We start from the raw sequence: 20,566 nt of genomic DNA, 5'->3' as shown, positions 1-20,566 counted from the left end.
GCGCCACGCGGGCGCCTTTGCCGATAATGGCGGAGTGGACGGGACTCGAACCCGCGACCTCCGGCGTGACAGGCCAGCATTCTAACCGACTGAACTACCACTCCAACTTTCCGTTGGTGGGTGCTGAGGGGATCGAACCCCCGACCAGCGCCGTGTAAAGGCGACGCTCTACCGCTGAGCTAAGCACCCCCTACGGTAAGACTGTTTAGTTTACGTGATCCTTGAGCGCCTTGCCAGCGGTGAAGGCCGGGACCTTCGACGCCGGGATCTTGATCTCTTCGTTCGTGCGCGGGTTGCGGCCCGTGCGCGCAGCGCGGCTGCGCAGCTTGAAGGTGCCGAAGCCGACGAGGGCAACGTCCTCGCCCTTCTTGAGGGTGTCCTTCACCGCTTCGATCAGGCCTTCGAGCGCCTTGCCGGCGTCGGCCTTCGAGAGCTCAGCCTTTTCTGCGATAGCGGCGATCAGGTCGGTCTTATTCATTACTAACTCCCTTCATAGGTAATTCGAATCGCCGGACGGCGAATCATGGCGAAGACGTCAGGTTGTGAACGCGCCATGTGGCGTGTCTCGACAACCCCGCGATCCAGCGCGCCCTTGCGGCGCGGGCGAAGGCGGAGCGGACTTTATACCAGCGCCCTCCCACCATCGCAAGACAAGCAATACCAAGGCTTTCAGCGGGTATGCATGGTCTCTGGTGGCTTGCGCGGAACCGCGAAAAGGATTATCGCAACGTTGCGATGACAGGACGACGAAAACGAAAAGGGCGCACTCGCGTGCGCCCTTGTTCGTGACACGAAACGATGATGTCAGTGCGTGAGCGACGGCGATGCCTTGCCCTTGCCACGCTTGCCCTGACTGCGGGGCACTTCCACGCCCTCGCCGCCATTGCCCGCCTTGGCCTGCCCCAGGGGGCGTTCCAGGGCGAGATCGAGCACTTCGTCGATCCACTTCACCGGATGGATGTCGAGCGAGCTGGTGATGTTCTCCGGCAGGTCGACGAGATCCTTGCGGTTCTCCTCGGGGATGATCACGGTGGTGATGCCACCGCGATGCGCCGCGAGGAGCTTTTCCTTCAGGCCGCCGATCGGCAGCACGCGACCGCGCAGCGTGATCTCGCCGGTCATGGCGACTTCGGAACGCACCGGCACCTTCGTCAGTGCCGACACGAGCGCGGTGCACATCGCGATACCCGCGCTCGGACCGTCCTTCGGCGTCGCGCCTTCCGGCACATGGATGTGGATGTCGAGCTTCTCGTGGAAATCGGATTCGATGCCCAGACCCGCGGCCCTCGCACGAACCACGCTCAGCGCCGCCTGGATCGATTCCTTCATCACGTCGCCGAGCTGGCCGGTGTGGACGAGACGGCCCTTGCCCGGCACCACGGAGGCTTCGATGCTGAGCAGATCGCCGCCGACCTGCGTCCACGCGAGGCCGGTGACCAGGCCCACTTCGTTCTGCTGTTCGGCGCGACCGAAATCGAAGCGACGCACGCCCAGATAGTGATCGAGATTGCTGCCGTCGACGCGAACGTGGCCAGGCGCGAGCGCCTTGCCCTTGCCCGCCGGCTTCGTCGCCTTCTTCACCCGGGCCTTCGCATGCGCGGGCACCGTGCCCAGCGCGAGTTCCTTCACCACCTTGCGGCAGATCTTCGAGATCTCGCGCTCGAGGTTACGCACGCCGGACTCGCGCGTGTAGTAACGCACGATGTCGCGGAGGGCGTCCTCGCCGACGACGAGCTCGTCGGCGCGCAGGCCGTTCGCCTTCAGCTGCTTCGTCAGCAGGTACTTCTGCGCGATGTTGAGCTTCTCGTCTTCCGTGTAACCGGGGATGCGGATGACTTCCATGCGGTCGAGCAGCGGACCCGGAATGTTCAGCGAGTTCGCCGTCGCGATCCACATCACTTCCGACAGATCGAGGTCGACTTCGAGGTAGTGATCGTTGAATGCGTTGTTCTGTTCCGGATCGAGCACCTCGAGGAGCGCCGACGACGGATCGCCGCGGAAGTCCATCGACATCTTGTCGATCTCGTCGAGGACGAACAGCGGATTCTTCGTGCCCACCTTGTTGAGGTTCTGCACGATGCGGCCCGGCATCGAACCGATGTAGGTGCGGCGATGGCCACGGATTTCCGCCTCGTCGCGCACGCCGCCGAGGCTCATGCGAACGAACTTGCGGTTCGTCGCCTTCGCGATCGACTGGCCGAGCGACGTCTTGCCCACGCCGGGCGGGCCGACGAGGCACAGGATCGGCCCCTTCATCGTGTTCACGCGCTGCTGCACCGCGAGATACTCGAGGATGCGCTCCTTGACCTTTTCCAGCCCGAAGTGATCGGCGTCGAGCGTCTCCTGCGCGAGCGCGAGATCCTTGCGGACCTTGCTGCGCTTCTTCCACGGCACGCCCACCACCCAGTCGAGGTAGTTACGTACCACCGTGGCCTCGGCCGACATCGGCGACATCTGCTTGAGCTTGTTGAACTCCTGACGCGCCTTCGCCAGCACGGCCTTCGGCATGCCGGCGCCATCGATCTTCTTCTGGAGTTCTTCGATTTCGTTCGAGCCGTCTTCGCCCTCACCCAGTTCCTTCTGGATGGCCTTCATCTGCTCGTTGAGGTAGTACTCGCGCTGACTCTTCTCCATCTGCGACTTGACGCGGCCGCGGATGCGCTTCTCGACCTGCTGCAGATCCATCTCGCCGTCGACGAGGCCGATCAGCAATTCCAGGCGCTGACCGACGTCGGCGGTTTCGAGCACGCGCTGCTTGTCGGCCATGCGCACCGAAAGATGCGCGGCGATGGAGTCGGCGAGGCGCGACGGATCGTCGATGCCGGAGAGCGTCGCGAGGATTTCGGGCGGGAGCTTGCGGCTCTGTTTCACCAGCTGCTCGAACAGCGACACGAGCGAACGCGACACGACGTCGAGCTCGCGTTCGTTGTTGCTGTACAGCGGCTCGATCACGCGCGCGCGGCCGCTCATCATGCCGGACTCGTCTTCGAACGAATCGATCTGCACGCGCGACTGTCCTTCGACGAGCACCTTCACGGTGCCATCGGGCAGCTTCAGCAGCTGCAGGACGCCAGCGAGCGTACCCACCGAATGCAGATCGGAAATGGCCGGATCGTCGATGTCGGGACTCTTCTGCGCCACGAGCAGGATCTGACGTTCGCCTTCCATCGCGCGCTCGAGCGCACGCATGGACTTGTCGCGTCCGACGAACAGCGGAATGACCATGTGCGGATAGACGACGACATCGCGCAACGGCAGGACCGGCAACAGGTCCAGCTCCGATCCGCTCGTGGTCTGGCTGCGATTCTTCGCCATGTTCTTGGGGTTTCCCTCAGATGGATGGAGGCTCGCCCCGACACTGCGCCGGAGCCGCCATACACGTCAAGTGGTGGTTCGCGATGGGCCGATCAAGAGCGCGCCCCCGCAAAGAAAAACGGCCCCGGCGTCGATGGACGCCGGGGCCGCGATGGCAGGCCGTGGCAGCGCGATCAGGCCGCGTCGCCACCCTCACCCGCGATCCGCTGCTGCTGCAGGTTCCCGCGGTAGATCAGGTAGGGCTCCGCCTGGCCGTCGATCACGGCGTCGTCGACCACGACCTTGCTGACGTGCTCCAGCGAGGGCAGTTCGAACATCGTGTCGAGCAGCACCTGCTCGAGGATCGTACGCAGGCCGCGTGCACCGGTCTTGCGCTTGAGCGCCCGACGGGCGATCGCCGAGAGGGCCTCCGGACGGAACTCGAGCTCCGCGCCTTCCATGTCGAACAGCTTGCGGAACTGCTTCGTCACCGCGTTCTTCGGCTCGGTGAGGATCTGCACGAGTGCGGCCTCGTCGAGCTCGTCGAGCGTGGCGACCACCGGCAGACGACCCACGAACTCGGGAATCAGGCCGAAACGGACCAGGTCCGCCGGCTCGACTTCCGACAGCATCTTGCCAACGTTTTCGGTGCGCTCCTTCGAGCGGACCTCCGCGCCGAAGCCGATGCCCGTGGTCTCGGAACGCTGCTGGATCACCTTCTCCAGGCCGGCGAACGCGCCGCCGCAGATGAAGAGGATGTTCCGCGTGTCGACCTGCAGGAACTCCTGCTGCGGGTGCTTGCGACCGCCCTGCGGCGGCACCGAGGCGAGCGTGCCTTCGATGAGCTTCAGCAGCGCCTGCTGCACGCCTTCGCCGGACACGTCGCGGGTGATCGACGGGTTCTCGCTCTTACGCGAGATCTTGTCGATTTCGTCGATGTAGACGATGCCGCTCTGCGCCTTCTCGACGTCGTAGTCGCACTTCTGCAGGAGCTTCTGGATGATGTTCTCGACATCCTCGCCCACGTAACCGGCTTCGGTCAGCGTGGTGGCATCCGCGATCGTGAACGGCACGTTGAGCAGGCGCGCCAGCGTTTCCGCCAGCAGCGTCTTGCCCGAACCGGTCGGACCGATCAGGAGGATGTTGGACTTGCCGAGTTCGACCTCGTCGTTCTTCTGGCGCGACTCCATGCGCTTGTAGTGGTTGTACACGGCAACGGACAGCGCCTTCTTGGCGCGCGTCTGGCCGACCACGTACTGATCGAGGGCTTCCATGATTTCGCGCGGCTTCGGAAGATGCGTGCGACCGGAGGCCGCCTTTTCTTCGAGTTCCTCGCGAATGATGTCGTTGCACAGCTCAACGCACTCATCGCAGATGAACACGCTGGGGCCTGCGATCAGCTTCCGCACTTCATGCTGGCTCTTGCCGCAGAAAGAGCAGTAAAGAATCTTGCCGCCGTCGTTGGAACGGCTTTGCCGCTCGTCGCTCATGCTTTAGGCCCTACTGAGAATCCAGGTGCGCTTTGAGAATAGCACAGCACTCCGCCCCTGGAATAAGGGGCGAAGTACCGGTTTTCACAAGCGAAAAGTTCAATCAAGCTGAACGGACGGAATCGACCATGCGCTTGTCGAGCACCGAATCGATCAGACCATAGGCCTGCGCTTCCGCGCCGCTCATGAAACGATCGCGCTCGGTGTCGCGGGCGATCTCTTCCACCGTCTTGCCGCTGTGGTTGGCGAGGATCGCATTGAGACGCTCACGCATGGTGAGGATCTCGCGGGCGTGGATCTCGATGTCCGTCGCCTGGCCCGAGATGCCACCGGCCCAGGGCTGGTGGATCATGATGCGCGAATGCGGCAGCGAGTAACGCTTGCCGGCCGCACCGGCGGCCAGCAGCAGCGCGCCCATCGAGGCGGCCTGGCCGATGCACATCGTGCTGACGTCCGGCTTCACGAACTGCATGGTGTCGTAGATCGCCATGCCGGCCGTGACCGAGCCGCCCGGGCTGTTGATGTACAGGCTGATGTCCTTGTCCGGGTTTTCGGACTCGAGGAACAACAGCTGGGCGACGATGACGTTAGCCATGTAATCGTCGACCGGACCGACCGCGAAGATCACGCGCTCCTTGAGGAGACGCGAATAAATGTCGTACGAACGCTCGCCGCGCGAGGTCTGTTCGACGACGATGGGCACCAGGTTGAGATTCTGGATCGGAGGCATGGACATGGGTCTCTCCTTCGTATGGGGCCCGATTATTGCCAGCGAACGGCGCTTAAGCGCCGATCGGCCGCATCACTTCGTCGAAAGACAGGTTCTGGTCGGTGGACTTGGCGTGGTCCGCCACCCACTCCGCGACCTGGTCTTCCATCACGCGGTTCTGCAGTCCCTGCATCAGTTGGGGGTCGCCGTTATACAGTTCAATGACCTTTTCCGGCTCTTCATAGGTGGAGGCAATCGCCGTGAGCATTTCGGCCATCCGCTTGCGGTCGAGACGCAGCTCGTTCTTGCGGGCGATCTCACCCATGAGAAGAGCGGCGATGACGCGCTTGCGGGCGAACGGCAGCGCTTCGGCGACCATCTCCGGCGACGGCTGCTGACCGCGCGGCAGGTTGCCGGCGGCAAGGCTCTGGGCCTCGGCGTTGGCCATCAGGTCAGGCACGTCGAGGTCCGGGAAGGCGCCGGCCAGCTTTTCGGCCACTTCGGACTTCAGGCGGGCCATGACCGTCGCCTTGAGCTCGCGCTCGAGGTTGGCGCGGACTTCCTTGCGGAAGGTTCCGATGTCGCCGTCGGCCACGCCGAACATCTTCACGAAGTCGGCGTCGACCGCCGGGAGGTTCGGCTCCTGCACCTTGACGATCTTCAGCGTGACCTTGGCGGTCTTGCCGGCGAGGTCCGGATTGCGGAAGTCGTCGGGGAAGGCGACGTCATGGACGAGGTCGTCACCGGCGGTGCGACCCGTGAGCGCGTCGTCGAGCGCCTTGAACAGGGTGCCCGAGCCAAGGACGCTGCCGGCACGCTCGAGGCCCTCGGTCGGGAAGCGGTACGCGCCCGTCTCGGCGGCGTACTCGAACATCACGAAATCGCCTTCCTTCGACGCGCGGTCGACGTCGTCGAAGCTGCGGCGCTGCGTGCGCAGGGTCTCGATCATCTTGTCGATGTCGGCGTCGGACACCTCGGCCTTAGGCCGGGCGATCTCGAGGGCGGCGACGTCGATCTCCGGAAACTCCGGCATCACTTCGAAGGTGGCCGTGTAGGCGATCTCGCCGTTCTCGGCGTTGCCCGTGGTGTCGACCGACGGGTTGGCGATCGGCTGGAGCTTTTCCTGCGTGAAGGCGTCGCGGAGCGTGCTGCCGATGAGATCCGAGAGGGCCTCGCCGCGCACCTGCGCGCCGAAGCGCTGCTTGATCACGTTGGTGGGCACCTTGCCCGGACGGAAGCCCTTGAGGCGCACCGTGCGACCCATTTCCGCGATGCGCTCGCTGACCTGCGTCTCGAGACGCTCAGCCGGGAACTTCACCGTGAGCTTGCGCCCGAGCTTGCCGACATTCTCAACCGAAACCTGCATGACCTCTCCTGAAACCACCACGGACGTGGCGCGATGGCGAACTTCCGTCGCCGTAACCTGAACCAAGGGATTCATCGCGAAGACCGGGCCGCCTCCGCGACCTGACCTCCGGCGGCGAAAAAACCCCGCAAATGACTGCCCATTCTACGTTTTGCGCTCACGCCGCCGCAACCTGCGTCAGCGGTCGCCGAGCCGCCTCGGGCCGGCCCCCTCCGCGGCCAGCAAATCTCCCGGATTGGCGAGGGAGCAGGCCGCCATGGAAAGACAGCCGCATCCGATGCACTCGGTCAGTTTGTCCCTCAGGCCGGTCAGCTGGGCGATCCGTCGCTCCAGCTCGGCCCGCCAGGTGTCCGACATGGCCGCCCACTCGTCGCGGGTCGGCGTGCGCTCGTCCGGGAGGGCCGCGAAGGCCTGGCGCACCGCCTCGAGCGGGATGCCGACCCGCTGCGCCACCCGGATCACCGCGATGCGCCGAAGCACGTCGGCCGCATACCGGCGCTGGTTGCCCGCGGTACGCAGGCTGCGGATCAGGCCCTTGCGCTCGTAGAAATGCAGCGCGGAGACGGCAACTCCGGCCCGCTTCGCCGCCTCGCCCACGCCCAGTTCGCGCATACCTTGACCTAAACAATGGTTGAGGTTGCATCCTGCATGCTCCGGGCGAGACGCGCAACCGTGCGAGACTCCCCGCTCCCCAAGGAAACCCAATGCACGTGGGCACATCGGATACGAACCTCAGCACGGCCGGCCGTCGCGCGCCCGCCGATGGCATCCTCTCGGCGCCGTACCGCGCGGCCACCATCGGCATGGTCGCCCTGATCTCGCTGCTCGCCTTCGAGGCGCTGGCCGTCACCACCGCGATGCCCACGGTGGCCCGCGAGCTCGACGGCCTCCGTCTCTATGCCCTGGCTTTCGGCGGCGTGCTGGCGACCAGCGTGATCGGCATGACGCTCTCGGGCCGCTGGAGCGACCGCCAGGGACCGGCGCCGGCCATGTGGACCGGCCTGGCCGGGTTCATCGCCGGCCTCCTCGTCGCCGGTTTCGCCCACGACATGACGACGCTGGTCCTTGGGCGGATGGTGCAGGGTTTCGGCGCGGGCTGCCTGTTTCCTGCCCTCTATGTCATCGTCGGCCGGCTGTACCCCGACACGATGAGGCCCAGGATCTTCGCGGCCTTCTCCGCGGGCTGGGTGGTCCCGGCCCTCATCGGCCCCGCCATCAGCGGCGCGATCGTGGAGCACGTGGGCTGGCGCTGGGTGTTCCTCGGCGTGCCGTTGCTTGCGTTGCCCGCGGCGATCGCCCTGCGCGGCGCACTGGCCTCGCTCGGCAAACCCGCCGCCCAGAACCCGGCCTCGCCGGGACGCATGACGCTCGCCGTCGGTGCCGCCATCGGCACGTGCCTGCTCTTCGCCGGCGGACAGGAGCGCGGGTGGCACGTCATCGCGATCTTCCTGCCCGCACTGGTGCTGCTTTACGTCTGCGGCGGACGGTTGCTGCCGGCGGGCACGCTACGCGCCGCGCCCGGACTACCCGCGGTCGTCGCCCTCCGCGGCGTGGCCGCATCCGCATTCTTCGGCACCGAAGCATTCCTTCCCCTCGCCTTCTCGACACAACACGGCCTCTCGCCGACGTGGTCGGGCATCGGCATCAGCGTCGGTGCGATCGGCTGGTTCGCCGGCTCGTGGTATCAGGGCCATTACGCGAAGGTGTCGCGACAGACCCTGCTCAATCGGGGTACGACGCTCATGGTCGCCGGCACGATCACCGCCTCGCTGAGCACGTTCGCATGGATGCCCGTCGCGGCCGCCGTCGCGGGCTGGCTGGTGACGGGACTCGGCATGGGCATGCTCTACGCCACCGTCTCGGTACTCACCCTGTCGATGTCCGCAGCGCACGAACAAGGCAAGAACAGTTCGGCACTCCAGCTGTGCGAATCGCTGATGGTCGCGACCACGCTGGCGATCGGCGGCTCGCTCTTCGCGGCGTTGCTCGGTGTCTCGCACACCGCCGCGTTCGCGGCGAACTTTGCGATCACGGCCGCGCTCGCCGTCGTCGCCACGCTCGTCGCACGACGCGCGCGGGCGGCGTAGGAGCCGCACACGCGGGCGGCACCCGGCACGGCCAGCACATCGAATGCCATACAGTCATCGCCGTGCCGGCGCGACCACGATTTCGCGTTGTACCATTCGAGATCAGGAACGCACGACACAAGGAGCGATTCAATGGCAGCGAAAGCCGAACCCCGCGCAGCCGCGTCCGACGAGCGTGATCTATTTCAGGTCGAGATCGGCAAGCTCATCGCCGAGACGGTGAAAATCGGCGCCGAGACCGCGAAAATCCAGACCGAGCAACGCTATTACCCGATGGTCGCCCTGGGGACCATCGCCGTCGGGGTCCTCGGCGCGCTCATCACCCTCGTCGTCGTCGTCATCATCAAGCTCGCGTTCTGAGTCGCCGCGCTGCGGCGACGATGCTGGTGCGAAAGGTGGGACTCGAACCCACACGGGTCACCCCGCCAGAACCTAAATCTGGTGCGTCTACCAATTCCGCCACTATCGCGCCGGGCCATTCTAGGCAGGCAGCTGCCTCCGGTCCACCGCCACGTGACGATGCGGGCCTTCAGCCCCGGCAACCGGCCAGCAGATCGAGCCTCGGGTCGTAGACCGTCGTGCGCGTGCCGAAGAAGCCCAGCAGGGTGTGGAAAAGGTTGTCCTGGCTCGCCGGCTGTACGCGGCGCTGCGCCATGCAATCGAGCCGCAGGCCGCTGTCGCGGACCCAGCCATCGGAGAACCACATCAGCATTGGGATGTGCTTCTGCTGCGTGGGCGCGGTCGCCCAGTCGGCACCATGCAGGTAGACCTCGTTCTCGCCGAGCGACTCGCCGTGGTCGGAGAGATACATCATGGCGCTGTCGACATCAGGCGTCGCCTTCAGCGCATCGACGACCTTGCCGAGGATGTGATCCGTGTAGAGGATCGTGTTGTCGTAGCTCGCCACCGTCTGGGCGTACGTGCAGGTCTGCACTTCGGCGGTGTCGCAGCCGGGCCTGAAGACGTTGAACGCCGCCGGGTAACGCTGGAAGTACGCCGGACCATGGCTGCCCTTGACGTGCAGCACCAGCAGCGCCGGCGAACGCATCCGCGCCAGGCGCGCAGGCAGATCGGCCACCAGCACGTCGTCGACGCAGCCGTCGGCATCGCAGAGGCCATCGATCTTTGCGTTCGTCAGATCGTCGTTGGGCACGCGGGCGCAGACGTCCTTGCAGCCTTCGTCGTTATCGCGCCAGAACACGTCGACCCCCGCGTGCTGCAGCACGTCGAGCGCGTTCCAGTGGGCCTTCGCCACGGGCTTGTCGAACTTCTCGCGCGTCATGTTCGAGAACATGCAGGGCACCGACACCGTCGTCGCCGTGCCGCACGACCACGCATCGGTGAAATAGACGGCACCTGCCCGCTTCATCTCGGGATTCGTTTCGCGCGCATAGCCCTGCAACGACTGGTTCTCCGCACGCGCGGTCTCCCCTACCACCAGCACGACGACACGCTTCCGGCCACTCGCCGTATCCGGTGCCAGCGTGGCATCGGTACCGATCGGCGTCATCGATCGCGTTGGGCGGAAGACATCGCGCTGGAGATAATGGAACGTTCCGCTCAGTGCGGCATACGGATTGAAGACCTCGTACATCGTGCGATGGTTGCGCTCGAAGTAGATGTAGCTTCGACCGGCAAGCAACGGCGGCAGCGTCATGAGCGCCACGGCCGCGAGCACGATCGCCGCACGCCAGCCCAGCCCGCGCCAGCCCGGTGTGAATCGAACCGGGACGAGCAGGACGAGGATCGCAGGCAGGACGCCGAAGAGCACGATCCAGCCCACCGAGCCCGTCGTGATCATCGCGGCGGCTTCGGCGCGCTGCGTCTCGAAAATGCTCTGCACGATCTCCTCGTTGAGACGCACACCGAACGTTTCGGCGTAGAACGCGCTGGCCGCCGACACCACGATCAACAACGCCAGCAGCGGCTTGCCGATGCGCGGCCACATGACGAGTGCGATGGTCAGGATCAGGTTGGCGACGAGCCGACAACAAACCGTCACGCTCAGCATCCAGAATCCGGGCATGTCGCGCGATGCCGAGAGCGCGTCGTGCAATTCGACCCACAGGCTGCGATTGAGCACGGCGAGCATGTAGAGGGCGACGATCGCACCCAGCAGCCACGCGGGGATGGCACGCCTCATACGGCCCGGGGCAACGATGGATTGAACGGTCATACCGGTCCTGTCAGGCCCGGCACGTAACGGCGAGCGCATGTTGGGGAAACTGCCGGGCACGATCATCGATCAGAACGACTTTCGTCGCCCTGTCGCCCCGTTGCGCGGCACATAAAGGAAAAGGCGCTCAGGTTTCCCTGAGCGCCTTCGAATTGGTGGGCCGTGTAAGATTCGAACTTACGACCAATTGATTAAGAGTCAACTGCTCTACCAACTGAGCTAACGGCCCGTTTGAAACTTGCGTTGTAAGTGGGGTGGACGATGGGACTCGAACCCACGACATCCGGAATCACAATCCGGTACTCTAACCAGCTGAGCTACGCCCACCATAAAACACCATCTGGCGCGCCCGACAGGAATCGAACCTGCAACCGTCGGCTTAGAAGGCCGATGCTCTATCCGGTTGAGCTACAGGCGCAGGCACTGTACGTAGAACGCCAACTGGTCGGGGCAGAGGGATTCGAACCCCCGACATCCAGCTCCCAAAGCTGGCGCTCTACCAGACTGAGCTATACCCCGAAACTTAAAGCACCAACCCAGTGTACCGGGGTGAGCCTTCAAATGTTACGGGTCAAACTCAAGCCCGTCAATCCGTATGAACACACCACACTATCAACATCGCTACCGCTGCGTAACCGCGACGGCCTTACTTAAAAATGGTGCGCCCGGAGAGATTCGAACTCCCGACCACCAAGTTCGTAGCCTGGTACTCTATCCAACTGAGCTACGGGCGCACACTTGAAACGATTGACCCGGTGACTATTGCCGTGAAGCGTTAGTGCCGTGCCGAGAAGCGGAATTATTCAGATATCGAGGGTGTGCGTCAACACTTTTCTGAAACTTTTTTTCTCTCAAACGTAACAAGCGTTGCGAATAGCCGTCCGAATAGCGGTTTTCTTGCTCGCGTGCCGCGCCGTCGCGCATGGCGGGTAAAGCGCATCCGAAGAGGTCCCTTCGCGAAGACCGGTTGCATCGCCGTGGATCCCGGTTTGCACCGGGATGAGGGTGAGGCGAGCTCTTGCCCCTGCGACAATCTTCGGCGACGCATGGAGGGGAGTCGGCGTGTGGCGTCTCCGGAGCGATTCCGCAGGGAGGCGAAGGCCGGACGAGGACTTAGCGACGGAGACGCCGCGCGCCGGCTCCTCTGCCCCGACGCCACGCCAACGCGATGGCAAAGCCGAGCCCATAACGAAAAAGGGCGACCCAAAGGCCGCCCCGTTTCTTAAAGCTGCGTCGCCGGCTTGCCGACCTTGTCCGGCGCCGATCCGGCGTCGCCACGCGGCGGCGGCGGGGGCGTCGGTCCCGGCTTCTGCCAGTCGGCCGGCGGGCCCGGCTCGCGGCCGGCCATGATGTCGTCGATCTGCCGCGCATCGATGGTCTCGTACAGCAGCAGCGCGTCGGCCATGACATGGAGCTTGTCGATGTTCGTGGTCAGCAGCTCCTTGCTGCGCGCGTAAGCGCGATCGAGGATCGTGCGCACCACTTCGTCGATCTTGCGCGCCGTCTCGTTGGAGACGCTCTTGTGCTGCGTCACCGAGCGACCGATGAAGACCTCGTCTTCTTCTTCGCCGTACGTGACCGGACCGAGTTCGTCGGAGAGACCCCACTTCGTCGCCATGTTGCGGGCCATCTTCGTGGCGCGCTCGATGTCGTTAGAGGCACCCGTGGTGACCTTGTCGTGGCCGAAGATGACCTCTTCCGCGACACGGCCGCCATAGAGCGAGCAAAGCTGCGATTCGATCGCGACCTTGTTCATGCTGTAGCGATCGCCCTCGGGCAGGTACATCGTGACGCCCAGCGCGCGACCGCGCGGGATGATGGTGACCTTGTAGACCGGGTCGTGCTCCGGCACGAGACGGCCGATGATCGCGTGGCCGGCCTCGTGGTACGCGGTCAGACGCTTCTCTTCGTCGTTCATGGCCATCGAGCGGCGCTCGGTGCCCATCAGGATCTTGTCGCGTGCGCGATCCAGGTGGCTCATGCGGACTTCGCGGGCGTTCTCGCGCGCGGCGAACAGCGCGGCTTCGTTCACGAGGTTCGCGAGGTCGGCACCCGAGAAACCGGGCGTGCCGCGAGCGATGGTCATCGCATCGACATCGGCCGCGGTCGGCACCTTGCGCATGTGCACCTTCAGGATCTGGTCGCGACCCTTGACGTCGGGCAGACCGACCACGACCTGGCGGTCGAAGCGGCCCGGACGCAGAAGCGCCGGATCGAGCACGTCGGGACGGTTGGTCGCGGCGATGACGATGATGCCCTCGGTACCCTCGAAGCCGTCCATCTCGACCAGCAACTGATTGAGGGTCTGCTCGCGCTCGTCGTGACCGCCGCCCATGCCGGCGCCGCGATGGCGACCGACGGCGTCGATCTCGTCGATGAAGATGATGCATGGCGCGTGCTTCTTCGCCTGCTCGAACATGTCGCGCACGCGGCTGGCGCCGACGCCGACGAACATTTCGACGAAGTCGGAACCGGAGATGGAGAAGAACGGCACCTTCGCTTCGCCGGCGATCGCCTTGGCGAGCAGCGTCTTACCGGTACCGGGCGGGCCGACCATCAGGACGCCGCGAGGAATCTTGCCGCCCAGCTTCTGGAACTTGCCCGGATCGCGGAGGAATTCGACGAGCTCGCCGACCTCCTCCTTGGCTTCGTCGCAACCGGCGACGTCACCGAAATTGACCTTGACCTGGTCCTCGCCCTGCAGCTTGGCACGCGATCGCCCGAAGCTCATTGCGCCGCGTCCGCCCGATCCCGCCTGCATCTGGCGCATGAACCAGATCAGCACGGCGATGAAGATGATGATGGGCAGCCAGTTGAAGATCAGCCCGAGGAGGGAGAATCCGTTGTCGGCCGGTTCCTGGCGGAGCTCGACGCCCTTGTCGCGCATCTGCTTCACGAGGTCGCTGGTCGACAGCCCGACCACCGGCACCACCGTGCGATAGGAGCCGCCGTCCTTCAGCTTGCCGGTGATCGTCGGCGGGGCGGTCGAGGTGATCGTGCCGCTCGCCACGTTGCCGTTATCGACCTGCTGGGCGAACGCCGTGTAGGACATGTCCTGCGACGACCCGCTGTGCGGGTTGAACGTCTGGAACACGGTCAGGAGGACCACCGCGATGATCAGCCAGAGCAACAGGTTTTTTGCCATCTCGTTCATGCGCGGTTCTCGCCAGGTTGCCGGGACGCGGACTTCAGGCCGGTCGCCAGCGCATAGACCTCTCGCGAACGTGCACGGGAGGCCTTCGGTTTACGCATCGTCACGCGACTGAAGTCCGCGCGCAAGTTCTTAAGGTAATCGTCGAACCCCGCCCCCTGGAACAGTTTCACCAGGAACGAGCCACCAGGCTTCAGCCAGTCGAGACTGAACTGACGAGCCAGGTCGCACAGGTCCATGGCGCGGATCTGGTCGGCGAGTGCCACACCCGACATATTGGGGGCCATGTCCGACAGGACAAGATCGACCTTCTGGCCGTCGAGCATGCTTTCGAGTTCGCGTAGCACCGATTCCTCGCGGAAATCGCCCTGCATGAACTCCACGCCGGCAAGGCTGGCCATGGGCAGGATATCGAGCGCGATCACCTTGCCGGTGTCGCCGAGGCGCATCCGGGCCAGCTGCGACCAGCCGCCCGGGGCGGCGCCCAGATCGACGATCGTCATGCCGGGTTTCAGGAGCTTGTCGCGGTCGACCAGCTCCTCGAGCTTGAAGACGGCGCGGGAGCGCATGCCCTCCGCCTGGGCCTTCTTGACGTAGGGATCGTCGAAATGCTCCCGCAGCCAACGGGAACTGGTCTTGCTGCGTGCCATGGCTTTCGACCATCAATAAGTAAGGTGCAGGCCGTTGATGATACCCTTTGCCGCCTGTCAGCCGCACATCGAACCTGAACGCAATGTCGCTCTCCCCTACTCAGCGCCGTTACCTGCGCAGCCTCGCCCACGACCTCCGCCCGGTGATCCTCCTGGGCAACAAGGGCGCCACCGAGGCGGTGGCCAAGGAACTGGGCCAGGCCCTGGACATCCACGAACTCGTGAAAGTGAAGCTTTCCGGGGGCGACAAGGATGAGCGCCAGGCGCAGATCGCCTTCCTCGCCGGCCAGACGGGCGCCGAAAACGTCCAGGAAATCGGCCACATCGTCGTCCTGTTCCGTCGCAACGAGCAGGACCCGAAGCTCGCCCTGCCCCGGTAACCGCCATGGACCTGTCGTTCGAGCATCCCGGCGAGTACCTCTTCGTGCGCCGGGTGGGCGCGGGCACGGTCACGGTCGTCGACCGCGAATTCGGAAAGAGCCTCCTCCTCACCCCCGACCAGGTGGTCGAGGACTGGCCGGTCACCGACGCGTCCCGTCTCAGCCTCGCGGACGTCGAGACCATCGCGGCGCTGAAGCCCGAACTCGTGCTGCTCGGCACCGGCGAGCGCCAGGTCTTTCCGCCGGCCGAGATCATGGGCGCGTTTCTCAGCCGCGGCATCGGCATCGAAACCATGACCAACGGCTCCGCGGCGCGCACCTACAGCCTGCTCGCCGCCGAAGGGCGCCGCGTCGTCGCCGCCTTCATCCTGCCCGGCTGAGGAAGCGACCATGCGCATCCTCGTGCTGGGCGCCGGCGGGACGGGTGGCTACTTCGGTGGCCGGCTCGCCCAGGCCGGCGTGGATACGACCTTCCTCGTCCGCCCGGAACGCGCGCAGGCCCTCGAGGCACACGGTCTCGTGATCCGCAGCCCGTTCGGCGATGCGACCGTGTCGGTCCGCCATACCACGGCCGACACCGTCGGCGCGGCCGGCCCGTTCGACCTGGTGCTGCTCTCGTGCAAGGCCTACGACCTGCACTCGGCGATCGAAGCGATCGACCCCGCCGTCGGTGACGGCACCGCCATTCTCCCCATCCTCAACGGGCTGGCGCATTACCCGGCCCTCGATCGCCGCTTCGGCGCGGACAGGATCATCGGGGGCCTCTGCGTCATCAGCGCGGCCAAGGGCAGCGCGGGAGAAATCATCCATTTCGGCAATGGCGCCTCGATCACGTTCGGCGAACGCGATGGCGGCAAACACGGCGGGCGCTGTGACGCCTTCGCCGCGGAACTCGCCCGCGCGCATGTCGACCACACGCTGTCCACCGACATCCATCGCGACCTCTGGGCGAAGTTCTCGTTCCTCGCGACCCTCGCCGGTGCCACATGCCTGTTCCGCGCGAGCGTGGGCGACATCGTGTCGACGCACGACGGCCGGCACCTCGTGGAGCGGATGTACGAGGAATGTCTCGGCGTCGCTCGCGCGTCCGGCCATGCCGTGCCCGACAACGCACGCTCGTTCGCCTGGAAGACCCTGACGCAGGAGGGCTCGCCGCTCACCGCGTCGATGCTTCGCGATCTCGAATCCGGACAGCGCGTCGAAGCCGACCACATCGTCGGCGACATGCTGCGACGCGCGCGCGAGGCCGCCGTACCGTCGCCGATGCTGGAGGTCGCCTTCGCGCATCTTCAGGCGCACGAGGCGCGCCGCGCCCGCGAAGGGGCCTGAGCGCCTACTTCGGCGGCAGGTACTGCAGCGGGTCGACCGGGTTGCCGTCGCGCCGGATCTGGAACTGCAACTCGTCGCGCGCGGCGCCGGTCGAGCCCATTTCCGCGACGGTCTGCCCCGCCTTCACCTTCTCGCCTTCCTTAACCAGACGCTTGCGGTTATGGCCGTACGCGGAAAGGAAGCTGTCGCTGTGCTTGATGATCACGAGCTCGCCGTAACCGACGAGACCGTTGCCGCTGTACACGACCACGCCGTCGGCGGCCGCGCGTACCGGGTCGCCCGCCTTGCCGGCCACTTCGATGCCCGGAATCGCGTCGCTGGACGAGAACTTCTTGATCAGTGAACCGTCCGCCGGCCATCGCCACGCGATGCCACCCGCGCTGCGCGTGGCGCCCGTCGCGACGACGGGCGTCGAAGCCGGTGGGTTTTCCACCGGGGCGGGCGGCTGAGACGCGGGCGCGGACGGTGCGACGGCCGGGGGGACCACCGATTCCGCCGGCTTGCCTGCCACGACGACCGGCGTGTTCGTGGTCGTCGCCGGCGCGGGCGCGGCAACTATGGCCGGCGGCGGCGCGGCGTCGGCCTCGGTCACGGGCGCGAAGCCCGGCTGACCCGCCGGCGGTGGCGTGTTCGGGTGGGTGGCGGCCGGTGGCGGCGTGGCGACCACCACGGGTGCCGTGGGTTTCGGAGGTGCGGACACGGTCGTGCGCGACGCGCCGCCCGGCGGCGACAGGCGCAGTTCCTGTCCCGGCCAGATCGTGTACGGAGACGCGATGCCGTTCCAGCTGGCGAGATCGCGGAAATCGACCTTGTTGCGGAAGGCGATGCTGTAGAGGGTATCGCCCTTGCTCACGCGGTAGCTGCCGCCCGGCGGCGGCGGGGGCGTCGCGGCCCTCGCGGGCTCGTACGTACCGGGACTGCGGGTGACCACGACGGAACTGCGTTCGATGCCGCAGCCGCTCATCGCGAGGACGGCCGCCATCGTGGCGGCCAGCGGCAGCGCTCGGGTCATGAGCATCGCGGATCTCCTTTCACGGTCACTCATCGCAACAGGAACCACCAGCCGGCCAGCAGGATGATCGCTACGATAACAGCCCAGCCTATCCACTCGATGTGTTTGCGCAGCATCTGCTCGGCCCGCTCGCCGAAGATCCGCACCAGCAGCGCGAGCAGCCATACGCGCTTGCCACGACCGATGAGCATGCACAGCACGAACGGCAACAGGGGCACGCCGACGATGCCGGCCGCCCAGGTCACGAATTTCATCGGCACCACGGGCTGCAGCGCGGCCATCGCCAGCACGATGTAGAGCCCCAGCGAATGCGCCTGCATGTCCTTCTGAAGGTTTTCCACGCCCTTGAGGATCGGCGCGAGCAGGTGCATCGAATCCAGCAGCGGCTTCAGCGCCTCGAAGGCGAAGTAGCCGAGCCCATAGCCCACGAGGGAACCCAGCAGCGAGAACAGCAGGCTCCAGTTCGCGTAGCGGAACGCCTTGCGCGGTTCGGCGAGCATCATCGGCGCGAGCATCACCTCCGGCATCACCGGAAAGATGAAGGCTTCGACGAAGGAAAGACCGGCGAGGTAGCGCACCGCGTGGCGATGACGGGCCCAGACGATGGCGCGCTCGTAGAGCGAAGAGAACAGCCGCATTCAGCGGTTTTCCTTGTGGAGTAAGGGCATCAGCCGATGCCGCCGAGCAGCGGAACGAAACTGACGGCGCCGAGGTCCTCACGGACCACCTCGCCATCGGTGCCCTTGCGCAGGCGCACGAGCACCTGCTGGCTCGGACTGCCCACCGGCGCGACGAGCACGCCACCGGGCTTCAGCTGATCGAGGAGTTTCGCCGGCACGCGGTCGCCGGCGGCGGTGAGGATGATGCCGTCGAACGGAGCGTCGGATTCCCAGCCCAGCTTGCCGTCGTCGTGACGCGAGCGCAGGTTCTCGATGCCCAGCTGACGGAAACGACGGCGCGCCTGACGCAGGAGCTCCTCGATCCGCTCGACGGTGTACACGGTGGGCACCACGCCCGCGAGCACCGCGGCCTGGTAGCCGGAGCCGGTGCCGATTTCGAGCACCCGCTCGGGCACGCCGTGTTCGATCAGGGCCTCGGTCATGCGTGCGACGATCCACGGCTGGGAGATCGTCTGGCCGTGACCGATCGGCAGCGCCGTGTTTTCGTAGGCGCGCGAGTGCAGCGCCTGATCGATGAAATGATGACGGGGCAGCTGGCGGATGACCTCCAGCACGCGTTCGTCGCGGATGCCCTCTTCCGCCAGCTTCGCGACGAGGCGGTCGCGGGCACGCTGCGAGGTCATGCCTTCGCCGCGCAGCGCGGAGGGTGGTAACGCGTGCAGGTTCACCACGTCAGGCCGCCTCCTCGTCGTCCATGCCGGACGAGAGCGCGAGCATCCAGCTGCTCACTTTTTCCAGCGCCTGGACGCGTGTGAGATCGGTGTGGATCGGCGTCACGGACACGTAGCCACGTCGCACGGCGTCGAAATCGGTGCCGGGGCCTTCGTCGTCGATCTCGCCGGGCGGACCGATCCACCACATCTCCCGGCCACGCGGGTCGAGGCTGCGCACCGCCGGCGCCGAACGATGACGCTTGCCGAGGCGCGTGACCTCGAAGCCGCGAACGTCGATCCACGGCAGGTCGGGCACGTTGACGTTGAGGATCGTATCGGCCGGCAAGGGATCGACGATGAGGCGACGCATCAGCATCAGCACGGCGGTGGCCGCGGTGTCGAAATGACGACCGGAACCTTCGCGCGTCACCAGCGACACGGCGATGGCCGGAAGGCCGAGGAACCGACCCTCCATGGCCGCCGACACCGTGCCGGAATAGATCACGTCGTCGCCGAGGTTCGCGACGTTGTTGATGCCGGAGACGACGATGTCGGTCTCATGATCGAGCAGACCGGAGAGGGCGAGGTGCACGCAGTCGGTCGGCGTACCGGCGACCCGATACGCACCGTTGTCGAGACGGTGCACGCGGATGGGCGAATCGAGCGTGAGCGAGTTGCTCGCGCCCGAACGGTCGCGATCGGGCGCGACGACCGTCACGGTACCGAACTCGGCCAGACGCCCGGCCAGCACCTGGATGCCGGGGGCCTCCACGCCGTCGTCGTTGCTAACCAGAACTTGCATGCTGATCCAGATCGAAAAACGGGTGCGGCGGCCCCACGTGATGAGGACCGCCTGAGCGTCCCAAGTCTACCGGACCGGCCAGCCGGATTCACGACGGTCGCCACGTTCCCGCAACCCCGCGTTCCGACCACATCCCGTAGGATGAGCCGATGTCACGTCGCCCACCCCGCATCCACGAAGACGACAGCCGCCTCTTTCGCGAGGCCATCGGCGACGTGCGTCCGATGGCGCCGGTTCACGACGTGCCGGACCGCCCCCGCCCGGAGCCGCACCCGCACATGCGCGACGCGGACGAAGCCGCGGTGCCGGCGGAGTCGCTCGTGTTCGATTACGATCCGGCGGACCTCGAGGTCGGCGAGGAACTCTCGTTCCTGCGCGACGGCTATCCCCCGAAACTGCTGAAGCAGCTCAAGCGCGGCCAGTTCAGCATCCAGGCCGACGTTGACCTCCACCAGATGAACGCGGCCGCCGCGCAACTCACCATCGCGGAATTCCTGGCCGAGTGCCGGCACGACGGTATCCGCTGCGTGCGGATCATCCATGGCAAGGGGTTGCGGTCGAAGGCGGCGGGCCCGGTGCTGAAGGGGCTGACGGATCGGTTGCTGCGGCGTCGCGACGACGTGGTCGCCTTTGCGTCGGCGCGGCCGATGCAGGGCGGCACGGGCGCGGTGGTGGTGCTGCTGAAGGGCTGAGTGCTACGAGGTCGATGGTGGGAGCCAGCCTGCTGGCGAAGGGTGCTCGCGGCGAGCGCCCTTCGCCAGCAGGCTGGCTCCCGCCGGGCGACACA

Annotated in this window: 19 protein-coding genes and 8 tRNA genes; 6 read left to right on the top strand and 21 right to left on the bottom strand. The window is 65.8% G+C overall.

Translation table 11 applies throughout. The annotated features are described in order from the left end of the window. Positions 1 to 27 precede the first annotated feature (27 nt). The 8 genes from BMX32_RS12250 to soxR all read right to left on the bottom strand — a co-directional run bounded on the left by BMX32_RS12250 (position 28) and on the right by soxR (position 7,471). Positions 28 to 104 (bottom strand) — tRNA-Asp (locus BMX32_RS12250). Between the two features lie 10 nt (positions 105 to 114). Next, positions 115 to 189 (bottom strand) — tRNA-Val (locus tag BMX32_RS12245). A 16-nt stretch (positions 190 to 205) separates the two neighbouring features. Next, complete coding sequence (locus tag BMX32_RS12240) at positions 206 to 478, bottom strand: HU family DNA-binding protein (RefSeq protein WP_036112061.1); 273 nt, start codon at positions 476 to 478, stop codon at positions 206 to 208. Between the two features lie 326 nt (positions 479 to 804). After that, entirely contained in the window at positions 805 to 3,315 is a 2,511-nt protein-coding gene (lon, locus tag BMX32_RS12235; protein ID WP_089979259.1) for an endopeptidase La, read from the bottom strand. A gap of 173 nt (positions 3,316 to 3,488) precedes the next feature. Next, positions 3,489 to 4,784, bottom strand: a complete 1,296-nt coding sequence (clpX, locus tag BMX32_RS12230; protein WP_089979258.1) for an ATP-dependent Clp protease ATP-binding subunit ClpX — start codon at positions 4,782 to 4,784, stop codon at positions 3,489 to 3,491. A 103-nt stretch (positions 4,785 to 4,887) separates the two neighbouring features. Next, positions 4,888 to 5,520 carry an ATP-dependent Clp endopeptidase proteolytic subunit ClpP gene (clpP, locus tag BMX32_RS12225; protein ID WP_089979257.1) on the bottom strand — a complete coding sequence of 211 codons (633 nt, stop codon included), beginning with the start codon at positions 5,518 to 5,520 and terminating at the stop codon, positions 4,888 to 4,890. A gap of 46 nt (positions 5,521 to 5,566) precedes the next feature. Continuing rightward, positions 5,567 to 6,859 (bottom strand): trigger factor, encoded by a 1,293-nt coding sequence (tig, locus tag BMX32_RS12220; protein WP_089979256.1) that lies wholly within the window; start codon positions 6,857 to 6,859, stop codon positions 5,567 to 5,569. Positions 6,860 to 7,036: 177 nt separating this feature from the next. After that, positions 7,037 to 7,471 (bottom strand): redox-sensitive transcriptional activator SoxR, encoded by a 435-nt coding sequence (soxR, locus tag BMX32_RS12215; RefSeq protein ID WP_089979254.1) that lies wholly within the window; start codon positions 7,469 to 7,471, stop codon positions 7,037 to 7,039. A gap of 92 nt (positions 7,472 to 7,563) precedes the next feature. On the opposite strand from soxR, the gene BMX32_RS12210 reads away from it, so the two are divergent. Further along, entirely contained in the window at positions 7,564 to 8,946 is a 1,383-nt protein-coding gene (locus BMX32_RS12210; protein WP_089979252.1) for an MFS transporter, read from the top strand. Positions 8,947 to 9,078: 132 nt separating this feature from the next. Beyond that, the gene (locus BMX32_RS12205; protein ID WP_089979250.1) at positions 9,079 to 9,306 is read left to right on the top strand and encodes a hypothetical protein; all 228 of its coding nucleotides are present in this window, start codon (positions 9,079 to 9,081) and stop codon (positions 9,304 to 9,306) included. 24 nt (positions 9,307 to 9,330) lie between these two features. Here the strand turns inward: BMX32_RS12205 and BMX32_RS12200 are convergent. The 9 genes from BMX32_RS12200 to rlmE form a co-directional block, all read right to left on the bottom strand. Then, a tRNA-Leu gene (locus BMX32_RS12200) sits at positions 9,331 to 9,415 on the bottom strand. Positions 9,416 to 9,475: 60 nt separating this feature from the next. Then, positions 9,476 to 11,122 carry a phosphoethanolamine transferase gene (locus tag BMX32_RS12195; RefSeq protein ID WP_170843643.1) on the bottom strand — a complete coding sequence of 549 codons (1,647 nt, stop codon included), beginning with the start codon at positions 11,120 to 11,122 and terminating at the stop codon, positions 9,476 to 9,478. Between the two features lie 153 nt (positions 11,123 to 11,275). Beyond that, positions 11,276 to 11,351: transfer RNA gene (locus tag BMX32_RS12190), tRNA-Lys, on the bottom strand. Between the two features lie 21 nt (positions 11,352 to 11,372). Then, positions 11,373 to 11,449, bottom strand: a tRNA-His gene (locus BMX32_RS12185). 14 nt (positions 11,450 to 11,463) lie between these two features. Continuing rightward, positions 11,464 to 11,540, bottom strand: a tRNA-Arg gene (locus tag BMX32_RS12180). Between the two features lie 24 nt (positions 11,541 to 11,564). Then, a tRNA-Pro gene (locus BMX32_RS12175) sits at positions 11,565 to 11,641 on the bottom strand. A gap of 138 nt (positions 11,642 to 11,779) precedes the next feature. Further along, a tRNA-Arg gene (locus BMX32_RS12170) sits at positions 11,780 to 11,856 on the bottom strand. Between the two features lie 488 nt (positions 11,857 to 12,344). After that, positions 12,345 to 14,276: an ATP-dependent zinc metalloprotease FtsH gene (gene ftsH, locus BMX32_RS12165; protein ID WP_170843642.1), complete on the bottom strand. Its 1,932-nt coding sequence runs from the start codon at positions 14,274 to 14,276 to the stop codon at positions 12,345 to 12,347. Then, positions 14,273 to 14,923 carry a 23S rRNA (uridine(2552)-2'-O)-methyltransferase RlmE gene (gene rlmE / locus BMX32_RS12160; RefSeq protein ID WP_089979247.1) on the bottom strand — a complete coding sequence of 217 codons (651 nt, stop codon included), beginning with the start codon at positions 14,921 to 14,923 and terminating at the stop codon, positions 14,273 to 14,275. Before rlmE ends, ftsH begins: the two co-directional genes overlap by 4 nt. An 83-nt stretch (positions 14,924 to 15,006) precedes the next feature. Here rlmE and BMX32_RS12155 point away from each other — a divergent pair, with 83 nt between their 5' ends. From BMX32_RS12155 to panE, 3 genes are read left to right on the top strand one after another with little or no spacing between them, the layout of a single operon-like run. After that, the gene (locus BMX32_RS12155; protein WP_089979245.1) at positions 15,007 to 15,303 is read left to right on the top strand and encodes a YhbY family RNA-binding protein; all 297 of its coding nucleotides are present in this window, start codon (positions 15,007 to 15,009) and stop codon (positions 15,301 to 15,303) included. Between the two features lie 5 nt (positions 15,304 to 15,308). Further along, a complete protein-coding gene (locus BMX32_RS12150) occupies positions 15,309 to 15,683 on the top strand; it encodes an Mth938-like domain-containing protein (protein ID WP_089979243.1) in 375 nt (124 codons plus the stop codon). Positions 15,684 to 15,693: 10 nt separating this feature from the next. Beyond that, positions 15,694 to 16,632 carry a 2-dehydropantoate 2-reductase gene (panE, locus tag BMX32_RS12145; RefSeq protein ID WP_089979242.1) on the top strand — a complete coding sequence of 313 codons (939 nt, stop codon included), beginning with the start codon at positions 15,694 to 15,696 and terminating at the stop codon, positions 16,630 to 16,632. A 4-nt stretch (positions 16,633 to 16,636) separates the two neighbouring features. Here the strand turns inward: panE and BMX32_RS12140 are convergent, their stop codons facing one another. From BMX32_RS12140 to surE, 4 genes are read right to left on the bottom strand one after another with little or no spacing between them, the layout of a single operon-like run. After that, a complete protein-coding gene (locus tag BMX32_RS12140; protein ID WP_089980285.1) occupies positions 16,637 to 17,644 on the bottom strand; it encodes a peptidoglycan DD-metalloendopeptidase family protein in 1,008 nt (335 codons plus the stop codon). Positions 17,645 to 17,673: 29 nt separating this feature from the next. After that, positions 17,674 to 18,282 carry a YqaA family protein gene (locus tag BMX32_RS12135; RefSeq protein WP_089979240.1) on the bottom strand — a complete coding sequence of 203 codons (609 nt, stop codon included), beginning with the start codon at positions 18,280 to 18,282 and terminating at the stop codon, positions 17,674 to 17,676. A 29-nt stretch (positions 18,283 to 18,311) separates the two neighbouring features. Continuing rightward, the gene (locus BMX32_RS12130; protein WP_244511562.1) at positions 18,312 to 18,992 is read right to left on the bottom strand and encodes a protein-L-isoaspartate(D-aspartate) O-methyltransferase; all 681 of its coding nucleotides are present in this window, start codon (positions 18,990 to 18,992) and stop codon (positions 18,312 to 18,314) included. Between the two features lie 4 nt (positions 18,993 to 18,996). Then, positions 18,997 to 19,779 (bottom strand): 5'/3'-nucleotidase SurE, encoded by a 783-nt coding sequence (gene surE / locus BMX32_RS12125; RefSeq protein WP_089979239.1) that lies wholly within the window; start codon positions 19,777 to 19,779, stop codon positions 18,997 to 18,999. Between the two features lie 149 nt (positions 19,780 to 19,928). Here surE and BMX32_RS12120 point away from each other — a divergent pair, with 149 nt between their 5' ends. Further along, complete coding sequence (locus BMX32_RS12120) at positions 19,929 to 20,471, top strand: Smr/MutS family protein (RefSeq protein WP_089979237.1); 543 nt, start codon at positions 19,929 to 19,931, stop codon at positions 20,469 to 20,471. Positions 20,472 to 20,566: the final 95 nt, after the last annotated feature.

This window comes from Luteibacter sp. UNCMF331Sha3.1, assembly GCF_900109915.1.
Taxonomy (GTDB): Bacteria; Pseudomonadota; Gammaproteobacteria; order Xanthomonadales; family Rhodanobacteraceae; genus Luteibacter.
The sequence above is the reverse complement of the archived record's forward strand: the minus strand, read 5'-3'. Positions and strand labels throughout refer to the sequence as shown.